The organism is Dyella sp. 2HG41-7 (assembly GCF_021390675.1).
Classification (GTDB): domain Bacteria; phylum Pseudomonadota; class Gammaproteobacteria; order Xanthomonadales; family Rhodanobacteraceae; genus Dyella_B.
Window position 1 is genome coordinate 3,049,472 of record NZ_JAJEJV010000004.1, and the last position, 17,939, is coordinate 3,067,410.

Below are 17,939 nucleotides of genomic sequence, written 5' to 3' on the forward strand. Positions count from 1 at the left end.
GAAATCAGGATTCAATAGGTTTGATGGATTGCGGCACCACGCGCGCGCCGAACTCGCGCTTCAGGGCCTGCACCAGCGGATCGCCTTCGATGGATTCTTCGGCCGCCGATTGCGCCACGCTGCGCGCCTCTGCGGCGCGTGCCGCCGGTGTATGCACGGCGCCCTGGCTGTCGCCGATAAATCGCAGCCGAATCGCTTCGCCCATCACCTCGCTCAAGCGATCGGCCATCTGACTGACCATCGGCTCCACTGCCAGATGCATATGCGTCGGCTGCAATGCGAGCACCAGCGTGTGACCCTCCCGCGAACGCAACGCGGAATTCTGCGCAAGCTGGCCGAGCGGACCACGCAGATCGGCGCGTTGGATCAGAGCCTCCCAATCAGGGAGACCGCCCACGGTGGCGACTCGTTGAACCGGCACGGCCGCAGGCGCCGCAGTTTCGCGCGCTGGCGCAGGCGATACGGCTGACGGCGCAGGCGCGGGCCTCGCGTTTTGCACGGGCGCCGAAGCAGGCACCGGCGAAGCGACTGGCGCGCGAGGCGGTGCAGGCGGCGCGACCGAACGCTGCCCGCCCGACGGCGCTACCGGCGCGGCATCGTCGGACGGACGAAACGCCAGCATGCGCAACAGGGCCATCTCGAAACCCGTGCGCATGTCCGGCGCCATCGCCAGATCGCGGCGGCCGGTGGTGGCGATTTGATAGTAGAGCTGCACGTCTTCGGCGCCGATGCGCTCGGCAAGTTGCAACAACGCCGGGTCGTCGCCGTCGTTGTTGTCCGGTCGATAGCCGGGTACAAGCTGGATCAGCTGGATGCGATGCAGCGCGGCGGCGAGATCATCCAGCACGCTGGCGAAGTCCGGCGAGAACGACGCGATGCGCGCGCATTCAGCCATCAGCGCCTGCCCGTCGCCCGCCGCGAGCGCATCAAGCAAACCGAGCACTTGTCCACGCTCGACGCTACCGAGCATGGCGCGTACGTCGTCGGCCTTCAGCGACCCGCCGCCGTAGGCAATGGCTTGATCGAGCAACGACAAACCGTCGCGCAGCGAACCGTCCGCGGCGCGCGAGAGTTCCGCGATGGCCGGATCGTCGTATTCGATATGTTCGGCGCCGAGGATATGGCGCATCTGGCCGGCGATTTGATCGGGCAACAAGCGCTTGAGGTTGAAGCGCAAGCAACGCGACAACACCGTCACCGGCAGTTTTTGCGGATCGGTCGTGGCGAGCAGGAATTTCACGTGCGGCGGCGGCTCTTCCAGTGTCTTCAACAAGGCGTTGAAGGCGGGCTTGGAGAGCATGTGCACTTCGTCCACCAGGTAGACTTTGAAGCGACCGCGCGCCGGCGCGTATTGCGCGTTCTCGATCACCTCGCGCACATCGTCCACGCCAGTGTTGCTGGCGGCGTCGATTTCAAGCAGATCCACGAAGCGGCCGGCATCGACCGCCGTGCACACGGCGCATTCGCCGCAGGGATCGGCCGATTCGCCGCGTTCGCAGTTCAGCGATTTGGCGAAGATGCGCGCAATCGTGGTTTTACCGACACCGCGCGTGCCGGTGAACAGATACGCATGATGCATGCGCCCGCTGTCCAGCGCGTTGGTGAGCGCGCGAACGACGTGTTCCTGTCCGACGAGTTCGGCGAACTTGCGGGGACGCCATTTGCGCGCGAGTACTTGATAAGACATACCGGCTACCTTGGGGCCAACCCCGATTGTGCCAAGTCACTCGTGGCAAGTCATGCCGCAAAAAGGCGGCGGCCCCGCCAGCCACACCCCGGCACCCGAATCATCCGCTACCGTTGCTTCCTTCCGGACCTGGCGGGGTTTGCGAACTATCGTCGCGGGGGGACCGACGGGGCCACCATAGGTGGGCATCGAAGCCCGGTTTGGAGCCTGATCAAACGTTGGCGCCAAACTCGCTGTAACTGGCGGAGAGGGCGGGATTCGAACCCGCGATACGGGGATAAGCCGTATACACACTTTCCAGGCGTGCTCCTTCAACCACTCGGACACCTCTCCGCACGCAAAACCGTTTTGCCGCAACTGCACCGGCAAAGAAGCGGAAGCATAGCGGCTGGGCCTCAGTCAGACAAGAGAGCCATTCACCCAGCGTGCGCGTCAAGGGGCGCCGGCGGGGCTAAATCCACGCGCTCGCCCGTGCCTGCAACGCGATAGCCACGCTCCTTCAATGCCGCGCCATCACGGGCGCTCCCGTAGTGATACAACGCGAGGCGCGCGCGAAGCGCTTCGTCGTATTCGCGTTCGATATCGTCGATACCGGTATGCGATGGATTGCCGACCAAACCGCAATCGTGAGCGATCAATGTCGGCCCGTTCGCATACTGCGCTAACACTTCGGGAATCGGGCGTGTATCGCCAGTGAAAACGACGCTGCCCTGCAACGCCAAACCGAACGATGTGTTGGGTCGATGGTGTCGCGTCGCAAACACGTCGAACCAGAAACCGTCGAGCCAGAATCCACGCGAACACGGCACCAGCCGGAACGCTTCCCAATAGTTCACGCCACCTTCGGCGAGCACGCCGGGATAATCGGCCACGCGCGTCTGCAGCCATGGCACCAGCGCCGCATGCGTGAACACACGTGTTTTTCCGCGCAACCTATCGTCGAACCACAAGCGCGTAAACAAACGCTCCAAGCCACCCACATGATCCATGTGCGTGTGCGTGATGTAGATGTTTTGCGGTAACTCGCCATAGGCCGCGAGGTAGCGATCCAGCGTGTCGGGCCCGCAATCGATCAGCAGCAACGGTTTGCCGTCCCGTTCGATCACGGCGGACGACGAACCCAACTCGACCGCGTTCGCGGCGCCGGTTCCAAGAAAGTGCAAATGCCAGCTCATGCGCTTAGGGTACGCTCGTAGCCATAGGTAAGCGGCGTCCAGATCGCTTCGTCGAACGCGGCCTCGCCCTGAGCCGCTGCGCCGAGCTTCAGCAACGATCGCCGCAATCGTTGCAGGTTGGCGATGCGCCAGCTCTCTTCCGGCGTGCGCATGCGGCCACGGTCGAAGTCCACCAGATAAAGACCCGACGATGCGACCAAGATGTTGTGTGCGTTGAGATCGGCGTGCCACACGCCGGCCCGATGGAATCGCGCCACCAAGGCGCCGACTTCCTGCGCGAGTTCGGCGTCCAATCGACCTTGTGCCAAACAATCCGTCAGCGTTTGCGTGTCGGCAAGACGCAGCATCATCAAGTCGGCATGGTAATAGAGCCCCGCGCGAACGTACCGGGCGGCCACCGCTTTCGGCACCGGCAATTGCAACCGCGCCATCGTTTGCAGCAAGCGGAATTCGCAAAAGCTGCGCGTGCGGTCGGCTCCCGTCCACAGGTAACGATCGCCCATCAAGGCCGCCACCATGCCGCCCCGCCGATAGTGGCGCAACACGCACTCCCCGGCCGGCGAGCGAATGATGAATACGCCGCCGCGACCGCCTGATTGGCTGTTCAAGCCCCCTTGCTCCCGCCAGTAGTCGGCATCGAACCATTGACGGTCGACTTGTGGGGACCCGGCTGGGTCGAACAGAATCGCACCCTCAGCGTCTTGGCGCAGTTGCTCGTGCATCGATGCGGCGGCGGCCTGGTCTCGGTTCATTGCCCGGCGATTCTACATGTCCGATCCTGCTTCCATATGCTTGTTACGTACCTCCGCCATTGGCGACGTCACCCACGTCGTGCCGCTGGTGCGTACGCTGCAGCAAGCCTGGCCGCAGACGTCCCTGACTTGGGTCGTGGGCAAGCTGGAGCGCAAGTTGGTGGGCGATCTGCCGGGGGTGGAGTTTGTCACCTTCGATAAAGGCGCCGGCTGGGCAGGCATGCGCGAGGTGCACGCGGCATTGCGCGGACGGCGCTTCGATGCGTTGCTGCACATGCAGGTGGCGCTGCGCTCCAACCTGCTGAGCTTGGGCATCAAAGCGCAACGCCGGATCGGTTACGACAGCGCGCGTTCCAAAGACTTGCACGGATTGGTTATCAACGAGCGCATCCCCGTGCGCACCGGCGAGCACGTGCTGCAAGCCATCGGGAGTTTTTGCGAACCGCTCGGCTTAAAGCAAACCGGCATCCGCTGGGACATTCCGATCCCTGGTGAAGCACACGCGTGGGCTGCCGAACAATGGCCCGATGACAAACCGGTGTTGCTGGTGAGCCCTACTTCCAGCCACGCGCTGCGCAATTGGCGCCCCGACCGATACGCGGCCGTTATGGATCACGCGGCCACGCGCGATTGGCGCGTCGTGCTGATCGGCGGCCCGTCATCCGCGGAACGCGAGATGGCGGATGCGATTCTCGCCCACTGCCGCCGCGCGCCGCTCGATCTGACGGGTAAAGACACGCTCAAAAAAATGATGGCGATGTGCCGCCGCGCCCAGCTTCTGCTAACGCCCGATTCTGGCCCGATGCATATGGCCAACGCCGTCGGGCTGAAAGTGCTGGGATTGCACGCCGCCAGCAACCCCGCACGCTCCGGTCCGTATTCCGACCGTCGCTGGTGCGTCGACAAATACGATGCCGCGTCTCGCCTCTATCTGGGCAAACCAGCAAGCGAGATTCCATGGGGCACGAAAATCGAAAAACCGGGCGTGATGGATTTGATTGCCGTCGACGATGTGATCGAGCGCTTCGAAGCAGCATCGGCGCTTAACCTCTGATCGATCGTTTATCGCCCGCGCGATGGCCGAACGGCAATCGCTTTCGAACCTGCGATCAGCGCGCTGCGCTGTAATCCTGATACGACTTCTCTTCCACCAACTGCGAACCCAGCTTCAGATTGATTTCGCGTTTGACGGCTGCGCGCTCATCGTTCTTGAAATACACCGAACGCGCCAGCTCGATAAATTCCGCGTCGAATGCCTGCACCTTTTCTTTAACGCGAATGTGATCTTCGATATCCCATAAGGCTTCGTTCACGGCAAGCAGGCGCGCGCGCTCCTTGCTGATATCCGTTTGCGACGCGTGATGATTGGCCCAGGTGGCATTGAGCAGATTGAGCTCGTTGTGCACATTGGCCAATTTGGCCGGATCGGAAATCTGGCGCGCTTTGATCTCGAGTATCGTGATTTTGTCGATCAGCTCGCCAAAGGATACCGGTACTTGGATCAGGCTCATGAAAACCTCGCAATCGGGGATGCCGGACGGGCCGGTAAACGACGCCTATGATAACGCCAATGACGGCGATTGCGCTTTGTCTTCCAGTCGCGCAAACAGCGCGTCGTAAAAATCGCTCGGTAATTCAGCCCTTATCGGCGCACTCCACCAATGCGGCTGAGCAAAGGCGCGGCACTTGACCGCGTCCTTGTCCGTCATCAGCACGGGCAGATCGTCGCCGAAAACAAGGTCGTCGGGCGCAAAAGCGTGATGATCGGGAAAGGGGTGTGGAATCACGTCGAGACCTTGATCCACCAGGCTCGAAAAAAAGCGCTGTGGATTGCCGATAGCCGCGACCGCATGCACGCGCGTGCCGGCGAACGACGCAATCGATTGTTCGTGTCCGTCGGACAGCGCTTGCACCGTGCCACCTTGCAAGCGCATCGGTATCTCGGCATCGCGCGGAACGCCACCATTGCAAACGAGAAAATGCACTTTTTCCAAACGATCCAACGGTTCGCGCAAAGGCCCTGCCGGCAACAAGCGTGCATTGCCGAATCGACGTTCGCCGTCGATCACGCAAATCTCCACCGTTCGCGCGAGGCGGTAATGCTGCAGGCCGTCATCCGCGATCACGACATTGCATCCCGCGTCCAGCAACAACTGCGCAGCAGCGGGACGGTCGCGCCCGACCGCTACCGGAACGCCACTCGCGCGAATCAGACACGGTTCGTCGCCGACTTGCGTCGGACTCGGCGACTCGCCAAGCAACATCGGTTCGCGCTGGCTGCCGCCATAGCCGCGACTCACGACGCCGGGCCGATAACCCTGTTTGCGCAGCGCATCCACTAACGCCAATGTCAGAGGTGTTTTTCCCGTACCGCCCGCCGTGATGTTGCCGACCACGACGACGGGAGAAGGCAATCGCACTGCGCGCAAATATCCGCCTCGATACAGCTCGCGACGAAACGCGATGGCGTATCCATAAAGCGCGGAGACCGGATAGCACCACCACGGTAGCCGTTTATCGCCATACCAACCAGCTTGGAGCGTGTCGGCCAAGCGCATCGCGTCAATCGACGACAATGGCGGCGGGACGTTCGTTGAACTGCATTCGATGCAAAACAGCGTAGTGACCGCCGAGGGCGATCAGTTCGGCATGCGTACCGTGCTCGACGATCTTGCCTTGATCCATCACCGCAATCTGGTCGGCGTGTTCAATGGTGGACAGACGATGCGCGATCACCAACGTCGTGCGATCGCGCATCAGACGCAACAGCGCTTGTTGGATCAGGCGCTCGGATTCGGTGTCGAGCGCGCTCGTCGCTTCATCCAACACGAGAATCGGCGCGTTCTTGAGAATGGCGCGCGCGATGGCAATACGCTGGCGCTGACCGCCGGACAACATGTTGCCGCCCTCACCGATCGGGCTGTGAATACCATTGGGCAGACGCTCAATAAATTCCATCGCATTGGCAGCCTCGGCGGCAGCGACGATTTGCTGTTCGCTTGACCCGGCCAATTCGCCATAGGCGATGTTTTCCGCCACCGTGCCATCGAACAACACCACGCTCTGCCCCACCCACGCGATCTGCCGGCGCAGCGACGACAACGTATAGGTTTCGTAGTCGGCGCCGTCGAGCAAGATGCGACCGCTGCTCGGTTCATTGAATCGCGGCAGCAAACTGACCAGGCTGCTTTTGCCGCTGCCGGAGCGCCCCACCAGCGCGGTGACGGTGCCGGCTGCGCAATGCAGATTCACGCCGGCCAACGCCTGAAAATCGTTCCGTGGATACACCAGGTGGACGTCTTCGAAACGCAAATCGCCGCGGGTGCGCGTGAGCTCTTTGGTGCCGTGATCCACTTCGGGCGGCATATCGATCACTTCAAACAGGTTTTCCGCCGCCGAAATACCCGTCTGGATAATGGACTGCACATTCGTCAGCCGCTTGAGCGACGACAACATGCCGCCCATGGCGCCGATCACCGCAATGAACACGCCCGGCGAAATGCTGTCGATCACCGACGGACGCGACGCCAGAAACACCACGCCGGCGAGTGCGAACGACGCGACGCTCTGCACCGTCGAGCCGGAGATGGCGCTCGTCACGACAATCTTGAGATTGAGCGAACGGGCACGCCCCGATACTTCCCGGAAACGCTCGCTGGCTTGCTTCTGGCCCGCGTAGATGCGCACCTCGCGGTGCCCCGACAACATTTCCTCTACCGTGCCGGTGATCGATCCCATCATGCCCTGGATGCGCTGACTGATGACGCGATAGCGGCGACTCACCGCTGTGGCGATCAACACAATCGCTGGCACCAGCACCAGCAGCGCCGTCGTGAGATAAAGGCTTTGATACAGCATCACCAGAAACATAAAGACAACGGTCATGCCCTCCGTCACCGCCACCTTCAAGGCATCGGTCGAAGCGCCCGCGATCTGCTCGCTGGTGTAGGTAATGCGCGAAATCTGATGGCCCGAATGCTCTCGGCCGAAAAACGACGCCGGAAGACGAAGGTACGCGGCGAACACATCACGCTGCATGGTTTGCACGACATTGCGCGCGACATAACCCATACCGTAGTTGCTGACGAAGATCGCCACGCCGCGCAACAGAAAAATGCCGATGATCCAAATCGGCATCCAGTGAATGAGATAGGGATCCTTCTTCGTCAGAAGGTTGTCCATGATCGGCTGCAGCTCGCGCGTAAACAGCGCGATACCGCCGGCATCGACCGCGAAACCGATGATGGCGACCAGCAATACCGGCCAGTAACGCGCCGAGTAACCCAGCAGCCGCTTATAAAGCTTGCGGCTTTCCGCGTCCCACAGCGACACCTTCTTTTTGCCGCCGCTCATTTGCCGGCTTCCGCCTGCGTCGGCGTCGTAGCGATGGACAAATGGGTAAAGCCGAGCTGGCCCAGCGCGTCCATGGCCATCACCACATTTTGGTGAGCGGTCATGGCGTCGGCGCGAATGGTGACGGTTTGATTGCGATCGTCGCCGGCAACGCGCGCAATCGCGTCTTTCAACGACGCCACGCCCGTGCCGAGCACTTCATCGCTGCCGACATAGAAATGACCGTCGCGGTCCACCATCACGGTGATGGCGGGTTGCTGCATATCCCGATCTTCCGCGCTGGCTTGCGGAAGATTCACCTTCAAACGCGAGTGCTGCACGAACGTGGTGGTGAGCACGAAGAACATCAGCAAGGTCAGCAGCACGTCGATCAACGACACCACGTTGATTTCGAAATCGTCGCTACGGCGGTCGTTACCGATACGCATGATTTAAATCGATGCCTTGTCGCTGGTGGCGCTGGCCGCCGCGCGACGCGGACGCGGCGTCGCCGCCGGGGCGGACAGCGTGAGATCGTCGAGCAGCAGCGTCGCCTGCTTTTCCATCTCCACGCAATAACCTTCCACCTTCGAACGGAAATAGCGATGCAGCACGTACGCAGGGATAGCCACGGTCAAACCGGCCGCGGTGCAGATCAGCGCTTCGCCGATACCGCCCGCCATTTTGGTGGGATCGGCCATGCCGCCCACCATTACCTGCATAAACATGCGGATCAAACCGATCACGGTACCGAACAAGCCGAGCAACGGACCGATCAATGCAATGGTGCCGAGCGTATTGAGATAACGCTCCATGCGATGCACGACGTGACGCCCGGTATCTTCGATGCGCTCCTTGATGAGTTCGCGCGAGTGCTTACGCACCGCCAGCGCGGCCGCCAGCAATTCGCCCAAGGGCGAACCGTTGGAAAGTTTTTCCAGATGCTCCGGATCGAGTTGATCGGAACGCGCCCATTCGCGCACTTCCTGCGCCAATCCGGGCGGCAATACGGAACGGCGTCGCAAGGTCCACCAGCGTTCCAACACGATCGCCAGAGCTACCGCCGAGCAGATTAGGATGGGCGCCATCGCCCAACCACCAGCCATCAGAATCTGACCCAAATCACCCACGAAAAACTCCCGGCCTTACCGACTGCGGAAGCAGCCATCATAGCAGCGTCGCCAGGGCGTACCGTGCTGGCAGTGGCAATTCACTCCCGCCAGTAACGCCGCTCCAGCAGGCGCCAACGCGCCGCCACATAGGTGGGAGCGTCGGCCGGGAATTCAATCTGAACGGCGCCATCGACGGCGGTGTTGAATACCATGACGCCCGCAGCGGCATAACGCGCCATAACCTCCGGCCGAGGGTGGCCGAAACGATTTCGCCAGCCCGCCGACACTACGGCGAAAGCCGGTTTCACGGCTGCAATAAAATCCGCACTCGACGAACTCGCGCTGCCGTGATGAGGCACTTGCAGCACCGGCCGTGGCCCCGATCCCAACGCCGCGGAGACAACCGGTTCGGTATCCATGGCGATGTCACCCGTCAGCAACAGTCGGCCTGCAAGCCCTTCGATCAGCAGAACGCAGGAATGATCGTTCGCCGATGCATGCGAGACCGTCGCGGCAGGATTCAACACGCGAAAACGTACGCCATCCCATTCCCACTACTGCCCCGCGACGCACGGCTTCATCGCAATCGGCATGCGATCGGGCTCGCCCGCGTAGCGAAGCGCTGCTGGAAATGCCGTAGCAACAGCGGGCGCGCCGCCGGCGTGATCGTTGTCGGCATGACTGATCATCAACGTATCCAGCCGTTCGATCCCCAGCGCATGCAGCGAAGGCACGACAACCGCCGATCCCAAATCGAAGTCGGAGGGATAGCGCGCACCTGCGTCGTAAACCAACGCATGGTCGCGCGTGCGCACGACGATCGAAAGTCCCTGCCCCACATCGAGCACCCACGCCTGAAAAGCGCCCTGCGCAGGTTGCTGGCGCACTGGATATAACAGCGGAAAAAACAACAACGCGCCGAGCGCTCGCAATGGCACGCCGCGCGGCATAAACAACCACAGCGCGCCAAGCAAGGCCAGCAGCAGCGCCCATGGTTTTATCGCGGGCAAAAACCAATGTGCGCCCGGCCACGTGGCCGTCTGTTCAAGCAACCACCACTGCGCGTGCGTCAGACGCGCTGCAAGCCACAAAGGCGGCGTCGCGAACGGAGGGCACACCATCAGCAAAAGCATGCCGAACAGTGCACAAGGCACGATGATGAAACTGATCACGGGAACGGCAACCAGATTGGACAACGCGCCTACTAACGACGCCTCGCCAAAAAACCAAAGCGTTAGCGGCAGCAATGAAACCGTCATCACCAATTGCCCTAACGTTAGCTCGCGCATAAACGCTCGAAAACCGTGTCCTTTCGCATCTATGCATAGAATTAAAAAAGAAACACCGACAAACGACAGCCAAAACCCGGCTTCCAGTACCGCTACGGGATCCACTGCTAGGATCGTCAAGAGCGCGACGGCGAGCATATGACCGGAACTAATCGCACGCCGACCGCCACGTCCCCACGCAACAACGGCGATCATCAATACCGAGCGCACCGTCGGCATGGCGAAACCGGCGAGCGCGGCGTAGAGGAATGCCGCGACCAGCGCGGACACCGCTTGCGCTTGCGCGCGCGGACAACGCATCGCCAACGTCGGCCAAAACCAAAACGCGGCGTAACAAAACCACACGCCGAAGATTGCTGCTACACCGACATGAAAACCGGAAATGGCGATCAGATGCGAAATACCATTTGCGCGCGCGACGTCCCAGTCATGCGCATCCAACTCGCGCGTATCGCCAACGGTAAAAGCACGCAACAACGCAGCATCGTGCGGATCGTGAACGCGCGTCTGAATACCTTCGGCGAGCGACGCGCGAAATCGATCCAGGCACCACGCTGCCGTACTTTGGCGCTGATTGGACGGATCGTCGCGCACGTAACCCACTGCGTCGATGCCGCGCGCGAGCGCACTGCGTTCGCCGTCCGCGCCGCCAGGATTTACGGCTCCGCGAGGCCTGCGCAAACGCAACACCAGTTGCCAACGCGAACAAGGTTCAGGCTCCGCAATAGGCTTGCCGTACCAACTGATGCGCGCCGTTCCTTGCCAGGGTGTCGCCTGACCATCGCGCGCCAATCGCTCGATGCGAAACAACACGCTGGTCGCATCGGCCTTGGTCTGTGCAAGACCCACGATTCGACCGACGACTTGAAAATCCTCGCCCTCCCAGGCTTTCGGTAAACGCGACTCCATCGCCACGTCACCTCGAATCGCCGCCCAGGCGACGCCGATCAACAGCAGCGCTACCCAACGCGCACACGGCACATACCACGCAAGTAACAACGCAAACGCGGCCAACGTCGCCATCGCGATGGGTGTAGGCAGCACAGGAAGCCATTGCACCGCCGATACGCCAGCCAGCAACGCCAACGCCATAGCCGTGAGGCTCGGCCATTTCGATACGCGTCGTGCATTCCGCTCGATTCCGTTCGTCATCAAGCGAAACTAACGCAGGCGGCTCGCCAAGCTTGTAGGGACCAAGCTTGGCGCTTTGCGGGAAACGCGCCGGGAAAACGAACGGGTTCGGCGAATCAGGTTTTTTCGCGCAACTCGCCGTTGTGCAGTTCCAGCGTGCGATCCATACGCGCCGCAAGACGAGTGTCGTGCGTGACCAGGATGAAGCTCGTGCCGATCTCGCGATTCAGCTCTAGCATCAACGCGTAGACCTGCGCCGCATTGTCTTCATCCAGATTGCCGGTCGGTTCGTCGCCCAACACACAGGAAGGCCGCGTCACCAACGCACGCGCTACGGCGCAGCGCTGCCGTTCGCCACCGGAAAGCTCGGCGGGCTTGTGCTCAAGGCGCTGGCCAAGGCCCACGCGCTCCAACAACGCCTTTGCCTGCTTCTGCGCCTCGGGAATGGCCGTGCCGCGAATCAGCAAGGGCATGCACACGTTTTCGAGCGCCGTGAATTCCGGCAGCAAATGGTGGAATTGATAGATGAAACCCAACGAACGGTTGCGCACCCGGCCACGTTGGGCATCGGGCAGCTTGGAAAGCATTTGACCTTCCACTTCTACCTCGCCACTGGTGAGCGTGTCGAGACCGCCGATGATATGCAGCAACGTGCTTTTGCCGGAACCGGACGCGCCGACGATGGACATCGTTTCGCCGCGCTTGAGGGTAAAGCTCACATCCGACAGCACCTTGGTGCGCAGATCGCCTTCCTCGTAAGTCTTGGCGATATGGCTTGCGCGCAGCACGACATCGGATTGCGGTTTCGTCATCGGCTTATTCATAGCGCAGCGCCTGTGCGGGTTGAGTACGCGAGGCGCGCCATGCGGGATAGAGCGTCGCAAGCAAGGAGAACAGGAAGGTGGTCAACGACACCCACATCACGTCGTGCCAATCGAGCCTGCTGGGCACTTCGCTGATGTAATAAACGTCCGGCGACAGGAACGTAATGCCGGTGATGTGCTCGATCCATTTGACGATGACCGGCAGCTGCCACGACAGCAGCGAACCCAGGCCCACGCCAAAACCGATGCCGACAAAACCCACCAATACGCCTTGCACCATAAACATGCCCATGATGCTGCGTGGCGTCGAACCCAAAGTGCGCAAAATCGCGATATCGGCTTGTTTGTCGGTGACCAGCATCATCAGCATCGACACCAGATTGATTACCGCCACCAGGATGATCAACGAGAGAATGATGAACATCACATGCTTCTCCATCGAAATCGCGGAGAAGAAGTTGGCATGACTGTCCATCCAGGTCGTCACTTCGTAAATCTGACCCAACGTATTGGCCAGGTCTTTCGCGACCGGTCTGGCGTTGTACAAATCGTCCAACTTTAATCGTATGCCTGTCGGACCGTCGATGCTTTTCAGCTTTTCGGCATCGGCGATGTTGATCAGACCAAGGCCGGAGTCGAATTCCTCCATGCCCATTTCGAAGATGCCGCTGACGCGAAAACCGCGAAGGCGCGGCACCGATCCCATCGGCGTGGCACGCAGTTCGGGCACGATCACCGTCACTTTGTCGCCGACATTTACGCCAAGCTGCAGCGCGAGATCTTTACCGAGAACGATGTTCCAACTGTCGGGCGTCAGCGAATCGAACGACCCTGCAATCATGTGCTTGTTGATGTCCGAAACGTTCGGTTCCTGCGCCGTGTCGATGCCACGCACCATCGCGCCGCTTGATCGCTGCCCTTGCATAAAGGACTGAATCTCCACGTACGGCGCAGCGCCTTTCACGTGCGGATTCGCCTTGACCTGCTGCATGGCGAACTGCCAGTTCTGCACCGACTCGCCCGAAATGGCTGAAACAGTGGAGTCGGAAATCGCGCCCAGAATGCGTGAACGGAGCTGATAGTCGAAACCGTTCATCACCGACATCACCGTGATCAATGCCATCACGCTGATGGTGATGCACACAATGGACACGGTCGAAATAAAGGAGATGAACTGGTTGCGCCGTTTGGCGCGCGTATAGCGCAGGCCTACGTAAAGCTCAAGCGGTCGGAACATGGAGGATTCGCTAATGGATTCGGGTGACAGGCCGCCCGGATGCCCGATGATCGCCGATCATCACGGCCTGATTGGACCACGCTGCGCGCGCAGAGTGCCCGAAGCCGGGCATGGGGGCAACCCGCGCCTAACTGTCGCCGCCCTCGGCAGCCCTTAGAACGGCCAGACGCATGCGCAGGCGCCGGCGGGTATCCGGATCGGCGTTATCGGGCATCAGCCAAAGTGTGAGCTTGCCGTAACGGCTGCTGATCAAGCGAAGCAGCGCCACCTGACGGAAGATCCGAAACGATTTCAATACGGCCGCATCATCGGCGCCATCCAGTCCGCGTACCGACCAGCCGGATTGACTCGCCCAGCCGACGGCGTAAATGGGAATCCGCAGGCGGCGAATGGCATGCGCGCACGCAAGAAAAGTTGCTGCGATAGCGATTGCGCGCAGCAAAATCGGAATGCCTGATACGGCTACCGCCAATGCCGCGATGCAAGCGACGAACACGAACAGGCAGGCGGCCCAGCGCGAAGGCCGATATTCAAAGCCGATGGCGGGCGCGGATGTCATCGATGATCGCCTGCCAATCGGCGCGCGGTGGCTTGGCGTGGCCCATCACCCAATCCCACAGGTCCGGGTCCTGCACATCGAGCAGTTCGTCGAAGGCCTGTTGTTGGGCTTCGTTCGCCGAGGGAAAAGAGGTTTCCAGCCAGCCGCCGAACAACGCATCCAGCTCGCGGGTACCGCGGCGCGTGCGCCATTGAAGGCGTTTGATGCGAGAAGCGTCCATTGAATAAAACGCGCGAAGCGCCTCCTTTGCTTCCTCTCCCCTCCGGGGAGAGGATTGAGGTGAGGGGTTGGAGCTTGCCTTGAGATTGAATCGAAGCGCGCTTCGAATCATCAACGACGCTAGGTTGGCCCCTCACCCTGCCCTCTCCCCGGAGGGGAGAGGGAAACGTGGGAATGTTCTCCCCGGAAGGGAGAGGGAAAACGGGTTACGCCGAACGACGCTCCACCATCAGTTTCTTGATCTCCGCAATCGCCTTGGCCGGATTCAAACCCTTCGGGCAGGTGCGCGCGCAGTTCATGATGGTGTGGCAGCGATACAGCTTGAACGGGTCTTCCAGATCGTCCAGGCGCGCTCCGGTGTCTTCGTCGCGCGAATCGACAATCCAACGATACGCCTGCAGCAGAATCGCCGGACCGAGGTAACGGTCGCCGTTCCACCAGTAGCTCGGGCAGCTGGTCGAGCAGCACGCACACAGAATGCACTCGTACAAACCGTCGAGCTTTTTGCGATCTTCCGGCGACTGCAGACGCTCGCGATCGGGCGTCGCACTTTGCGTGCGCAGCCACGGACGGATCGAGGCGAACTGCGCGTAGAAATGCGTGAGATCCGGCACGAGATCCTTCACCACCGGCATATGCGGCAGCGGGTAGATCTTCACGTCGCCCGACGCGCACTCTTCGATGGAGCGCGTGCACGCCAGCGTGTTGGTGCCGTCGATATTCATCGCGCACGAACCGCAGATGCCTTCGCGGCACGAACGGCGCAGCGTGAGCGTGGGATCGATTTCGTTCTTGATCTTCAGCAGGGCGTCCAGAACCATCGGGCCGCAGGCGGCCAGATCGACTTCATACGTGTCGATGCGCGGATTCTGGCCGTCGTCCGGCGACCAGCGATAGACGCGGAACGTACGCGGTTTCTTCGCGTCTTTCGCCGGAAAGTGCTTGCCCGGCTGGATCTTGGAATTTTTGGGTAGCGTGAACTCGGCCACGATTGCCTCTCCAGTCGGTACTTAGTAAACGCGCTTCTTCGGGGGCACAACCTCGACGTCGCCGGTCAAGGTGTACATATGCACCGGACGGAAGTCGAAGCTGGTCTTGCCGCTTTCGTCGACCTTGACCAGCGTGTGCTTCATCCAGTCATGGTCGTCGCGCTCAGGGAAATCTTCGCGGGCATGGGCGCCGCGACTTTCGGGACGCTGCTCGGCCGAATGCATGGTGGCGACGGCCTGGCCCAGCAGGTTGGAGAGTTCCAGCGTTTCGATAAGGTCGGAATTCCACACCATCGAACGATCGGAGACGCGCACGTCCTTGAACGAATCGAAGACCTCGGAGATCTTCTTCGAACCGGCCTTCAGCGTTTCGCCGGTGCGGAACACGGCGGCGTCTTCCTGCATCGTGCGCTGCATGTTCAGGCGAATCTTCGCCGTGGACGTGCCGCCATTGGCGTTGCGCAAACCGTCGAAGCGCGAGAGCGCTTTGTCCAGCGCGCTGGCCGGAAGATCTTTGTGCGCAGAACCCGGCTTGACGATCTCGGCGCAGCGATGCGACACCGCGCGACCGAACACCACCAGATCGAGCAACGAGTTGGAACCCAGGCGATTGGCGCCATGCACCGACACGCAAGCCGCTTCGCCGATGGCGAACAGACCCGGCACGACCGAATCCACGTCGTCGCCTTTCTTCTGCACGACTTCGCCGTGGTAGTTGGTGGGAATGCCGCCCATGTTGTAGTGCACGGTGGGCAAGACGGGGATCGGTTCCTTGGTCACGTCGACGCCAGCGAAAATGCGCGCGGATTCGGCGATGCCCGGCAGTCGCTCGTGAATCACTTCGGGACCCAGATGCATCAAATTCAAATGCACGTGATCTTTGTGCTCGCCGACGCCGCGACCTTCACGGATTTCGACGGTCATCGCACGGCTCACTACGTCGCGCGATGCAAGGTCCTTCGCGCTGGGCGCATAGCGCTCCATAAAGCGCTCGCCCTTCGAGTTGGTGAGGTAACCGCCTTCGCCGCGAACACCTTCGGTAATCAGACAACCCGCGCCGTAAATGCCGGTGGGATGGAACTGCACGAATTCCATATCCTGCAACGCCAGCCCGGCGCGCAGCACCATGCCGCCGCCGTCGCCCGTGCAGGTATGCGCGGAGGTGGCGCTGAAATACGCGCGACCGTAACCGCCGGTGGCAAGCACCACGGCCTGACCACGGAACAGATGCAACGTACCCTCGTTCATATTGAGGGCCAGCACGCCGCGGCACGCGCCTTCGTCGTCGAAGATCAGATCGATGGCGAAGTATTCGATAAAGAACTCCGCATCGTGCGCCAGCGCTTGCTGATACAACGTGTGCAGAATCGCATGGCCGGTACGGTCAGCGGCGGCGCAAGTACGCTGCGCGGTGCCCTTGCCGTAATGCGTGGTCATGCCGCCGAACGGGCGCTGATAGATTCGGCCATCGTCCGTGCGCGAGAACGGCACACCGTAATGTTCCAGTTCCAGGATCGACGGGATGGCCTCGCGGCACATGTACTCGATCGCATCCTGGTCGCCCAGCCAATCCGACCCTTTGATGGTGTCGTAAAAGTGGAAGCGCCAATCGTCTTCGCCCATGTTGCCGAGCGCCGCGGCGATACCGCCCTGCGCCGCCACCGTATGCGAGCGGGTGGGAAACACTTTAGTGATGCACGCGGCCTTCAGGCCCTTTTCGGCCAGACCGAAAGTCGCGCGCAAACCGGCGCCGCCGGCGCCGACGACGATCGCGTCGTATTTGTGCTGCTGAATTTTATAGGCTTCCATCGACCTCAGGCTCCCAGTGCGATGCGCAGCACAGCCAGCGCGCAGAACAACACGCTCAGCACCGCGAGGAACTTAATTGCTACGAGAAGGAAAATTTCCTTCCAGCGCGTATGTACGTAGTCTTCGATCACAACCTGCAAGCCAAGCACCGCGTGCCAGAACATGCAGATCACGAACGCGATCAGCAGCACGGCGTTCCACGGTTTCGCCACGGCGGCCCGCGCCGTCGCGAAATCGGAATGCGCCAGGCCGAGCACCAGGATCGCAAACCACAAACCCAAAACGACCAAGCCCACCGCGGTGACGCGCTGCGTCCACCAGTGGCTGACGCCGAACTGCGCAGAACCCAAGCCGCGCGCACGCTTGAGCGGGTTGCGCAAATCTTTCGACTTCGCGCTCATGCGGCACCTCCGGCAGAAAGCACGCAGCCCCAGACGATCAAGGTAAGAAGGATGCTGACGATGATCGACGCCCAGCTCGAACGTACGAATTGAGCGATGCCGTAACCGGCGCCCGCGTCCTGTACGAGGTGACGGATACCGTTGCACAGGTGAAAGAAGAACGCCCAGGTCCAACCGATCATCAGGATCATGCCGAGCGGGCTGCCCATGCAGATCTTGAATTGATTGAATGCGTCCTCGCCGGACGCCAGGGCGACCAGTCCCCACAGGACGATCAAGGTGCCCACGGCCAGGGCAATGCCGGTGGCGCGATGCAGGATGGACGTCACCATCTGCACTTGCCACTTATATATCTGTAGATGGGGTGAAAGCGGTCGCGTATCTGCCATGGCGGCTATCCTGGGGTGGAATCGCTAATGCCCA

19 protein-coding genes, 1 tRNA gene and 1 other RNA gene are annotated in these 17,939 nt (G+C 61.1%); 1 reads left to right on the top strand and 20 read right to left on the bottom strand.

Annotation, left to right across the window (positions count from 1 at the left end; all coding sequences use genetic code 11):
• Window positions 1–4: 4 nt before the first annotated feature.
• The 5 genes from dnaX to L0U79_RS15070 all read right to left on the bottom strand — a co-directional run bounded on the left by dnaX (window position 5) and on the right by L0U79_RS15070 (window position 3,614).
• The gene (gene dnaX, locus L0U79_RS15050; protein ID WP_233843067.1) at window positions 5–1,687 is read right to left on the bottom strand and encodes a DNA polymerase III subunit gamma/tau; all 1,683 of its coding nucleotides are present in this window, start codon (window positions 1,685–1,687) and stop codon (window positions 5–7) included.
• A 72-nt stretch (window positions 1,688–1,759) separates the two neighbouring features.
• Window positions 1,760–1,856: signal recognition particle sRNA small type (gene ffs / locus L0U79_RS15055), an RNA gene on the bottom strand.
• 71 nt (window positions 1,857–1,927) lie between these two features.
• A tRNA-Ser gene (locus tag L0U79_RS15060) sits at window positions 1,928–2,020 on the bottom strand.
• An 83-nt stretch (window positions 2,021–2,103) separates the two neighbouring features.
• Window positions 2,104–2,862 (bottom strand): MBL fold metallo-hydrolase, encoded by a 759-nt coding sequence (locus L0U79_RS15065; RefSeq protein WP_233843068.1) that lies wholly within the window; start codon window positions 2,860–2,862, stop codon window positions 2,104–2,106.
• On the bottom strand, window positions 2,859–3,614 hold the full coding sequence (locus L0U79_RS15070; RefSeq protein WP_233843069.1) for a 3-deoxy-D-manno-octulosonic acid kinase: 756 nt from the start codon (window positions 3,612–3,614) through the stop codon (window positions 2,859–2,861). Before L0U79_RS15070 ends, L0U79_RS15065 begins: the two co-directional genes overlap by 4 nt.
• A gap of 16 nt (window positions 3,615–3,630) precedes the next feature.
• On the opposite strand from L0U79_RS15070, the gene L0U79_RS15075 reads away from it, so the two are divergent.
• Complete coding sequence (locus tag L0U79_RS15075) at window positions 3,631–4,668, top strand: glycosyltransferase family 9 protein (RefSeq protein ID WP_233843070.1); 1,038 nt, start codon at window positions 3,631–3,633, stop codon at window positions 4,666–4,668.
• A gap of 55 nt (window positions 4,669–4,723) precedes the next feature.
• On the opposite strand, the gene L0U79_RS15080 is transcribed toward L0U79_RS15075, so the two are convergent.
• The 15 genes from L0U79_RS15080 to sdhC all read right to left on the bottom strand — a co-directional run bounded on the left by L0U79_RS15080 (window position 4,724) and on the right by sdhC (window position 17,905).
• Complete coding sequence (locus tag L0U79_RS15080; RefSeq protein WP_233843071.1) at window positions 4,724–5,125, bottom strand: DUF6165 family protein; 402 nt, start codon at window positions 5,123–5,125, stop codon at window positions 4,724–4,726.
• Window positions 5,126–5,170: 45 nt separating this feature from the next.
• Window positions 5,171–6,172 carry a tetraacyldisaccharide 4'-kinase gene (gene lpxK, locus L0U79_RS15085; RefSeq protein ID WP_233843072.1) on the bottom strand — a complete coding sequence of 334 codons (1,002 nt, stop codon included), beginning with the start codon at window positions 6,170–6,172 and terminating at the stop codon, window positions 5,171–5,173.
• A 4-nt stretch (window positions 6,173–6,176) separates the two neighbouring features.
• Window positions 6,177–7,967 carry a lipid A export permease/ATP-binding protein MsbA gene (msbA, locus tag L0U79_RS15090; protein ID WP_233843073.1) on the bottom strand — a complete coding sequence of 597 codons (1,791 nt, stop codon included), beginning with the start codon at window positions 7,965–7,967 and terminating at the stop codon, window positions 6,177–6,179.
• A complete protein-coding gene (locus L0U79_RS15095) occupies window positions 7,964–8,395 on the bottom strand; it encodes a biopolymer transporter ExbD (RefSeq protein WP_233843074.1) in 432 nt (143 codons plus the stop codon). Before L0U79_RS15095 ends, msbA begins: the two co-directional genes overlap by 4 nt.
• A gap of 3 nt (window positions 8,396–8,398) precedes the next feature.
• Window positions 8,399–9,052, bottom strand: coding sequence for a MotA/TolQ/ExbB proton channel family protein (locus tag L0U79_RS15100; RefSeq protein ID WP_233843919.1), 654 nt, complete (start codon window positions 9,050–9,052; stop codon window positions 8,399–8,401).
• 104 nt (window positions 9,053–9,156) lie between these two features.
• On the bottom strand, window positions 9,157–9,585 hold the full coding sequence (locus L0U79_RS19320) for a hypothetical protein (RefSeq protein WP_345778440.1): 429 nt from the start codon (window positions 9,583–9,585) through the stop codon (window positions 9,157–9,159).
• A 27-nt stretch (window positions 9,586–9,612) separates the two neighbouring features.
• Window positions 9,613–11,499 (bottom strand): DNA internalization-related competence protein ComEC/Rec2, encoded by a 1,887-nt coding sequence (locus L0U79_RS15105; protein ID WP_345778441.1) that lies wholly within the window; start codon window positions 11,497–11,499, stop codon window positions 9,613–9,615.
• A gap of 95 nt (window positions 11,500–11,594) precedes the next feature.
• Window positions 11,595–12,302: a lipoprotein-releasing ABC transporter ATP-binding protein LolD gene (gene lolD / locus L0U79_RS15110; RefSeq protein WP_233843075.1), complete on the bottom strand. Its 708-nt coding sequence runs from the start codon at window positions 12,300–12,302 to the stop codon at window positions 11,595–11,597.
• Window positions 12,295–13,539: a lipoprotein-releasing ABC transporter permease subunit gene (locus L0U79_RS15115; RefSeq protein ID WP_233843076.1), complete on the bottom strand. Its 1,245-nt coding sequence runs from the start codon at window positions 13,537–13,539 to the stop codon at window positions 12,295–12,297. Before L0U79_RS15115 ends, lolD begins: the two co-directional genes overlap by 8 nt.
• Window positions 13,540–13,666: 127 nt before the next feature.
• Window positions 13,667–14,098 (bottom strand): protein YgfX, encoded by a 432-nt coding sequence (locus L0U79_RS15120; RefSeq protein ID WP_233843077.1) that lies wholly within the window; start codon window positions 14,096–14,098, stop codon window positions 13,667–13,669.
• Window positions 14,070–14,318: a succinate dehydrogenase assembly factor 2 gene (locus L0U79_RS15125; RefSeq protein WP_233843078.1), complete on the bottom strand. Its 249-nt coding sequence runs from the start codon at window positions 14,316–14,318 to the stop codon at window positions 14,070–14,072. The genes L0U79_RS15120 and L0U79_RS15125 overlap by 29 nt, the downstream gene beginning before the upstream one ends.
• Window positions 14,319–14,523: 205 nt before the next feature.
• Window positions 14,524–15,306, bottom strand: coding sequence for a succinate dehydrogenase iron-sulfur subunit (locus L0U79_RS15130; RefSeq protein ID WP_233843079.1), 783 nt, complete (start codon window positions 15,304–15,306; stop codon window positions 14,524–14,526).
• Between the two features lie 21 nt (window positions 15,307–15,327).
• Window positions 15,328–17,115: a succinate dehydrogenase flavoprotein subunit gene (gene sdhA / locus L0U79_RS15135; protein WP_233843080.1), complete on the bottom strand. Its 1,788-nt coding sequence runs from the start codon at window positions 17,113–17,115 to the stop codon at window positions 15,328–15,330.
• A gap of 5 nt (window positions 17,116–17,120) precedes the next feature.
• Window positions 17,121–17,516 (bottom strand): succinate dehydrogenase, hydrophobic membrane anchor protein, encoded by a 396-nt coding sequence (gene sdhD / locus L0U79_RS15140; RefSeq protein ID WP_233843081.1) that lies wholly within the window; start codon window positions 17,514–17,516, stop codon window positions 17,121–17,123.
• Window positions 17,513–17,905, bottom strand: coding sequence for a succinate dehydrogenase, cytochrome b556 subunit (gene sdhC / locus L0U79_RS15145; RefSeq protein WP_233843082.1), 393 nt, complete (start codon window positions 17,903–17,905; stop codon window positions 17,513–17,515). The genes sdhD and sdhC overlap by 4 nt, the downstream gene beginning before the upstream one ends.
• Window positions 17,906–17,939: the final 34 nt, after the last annotated feature.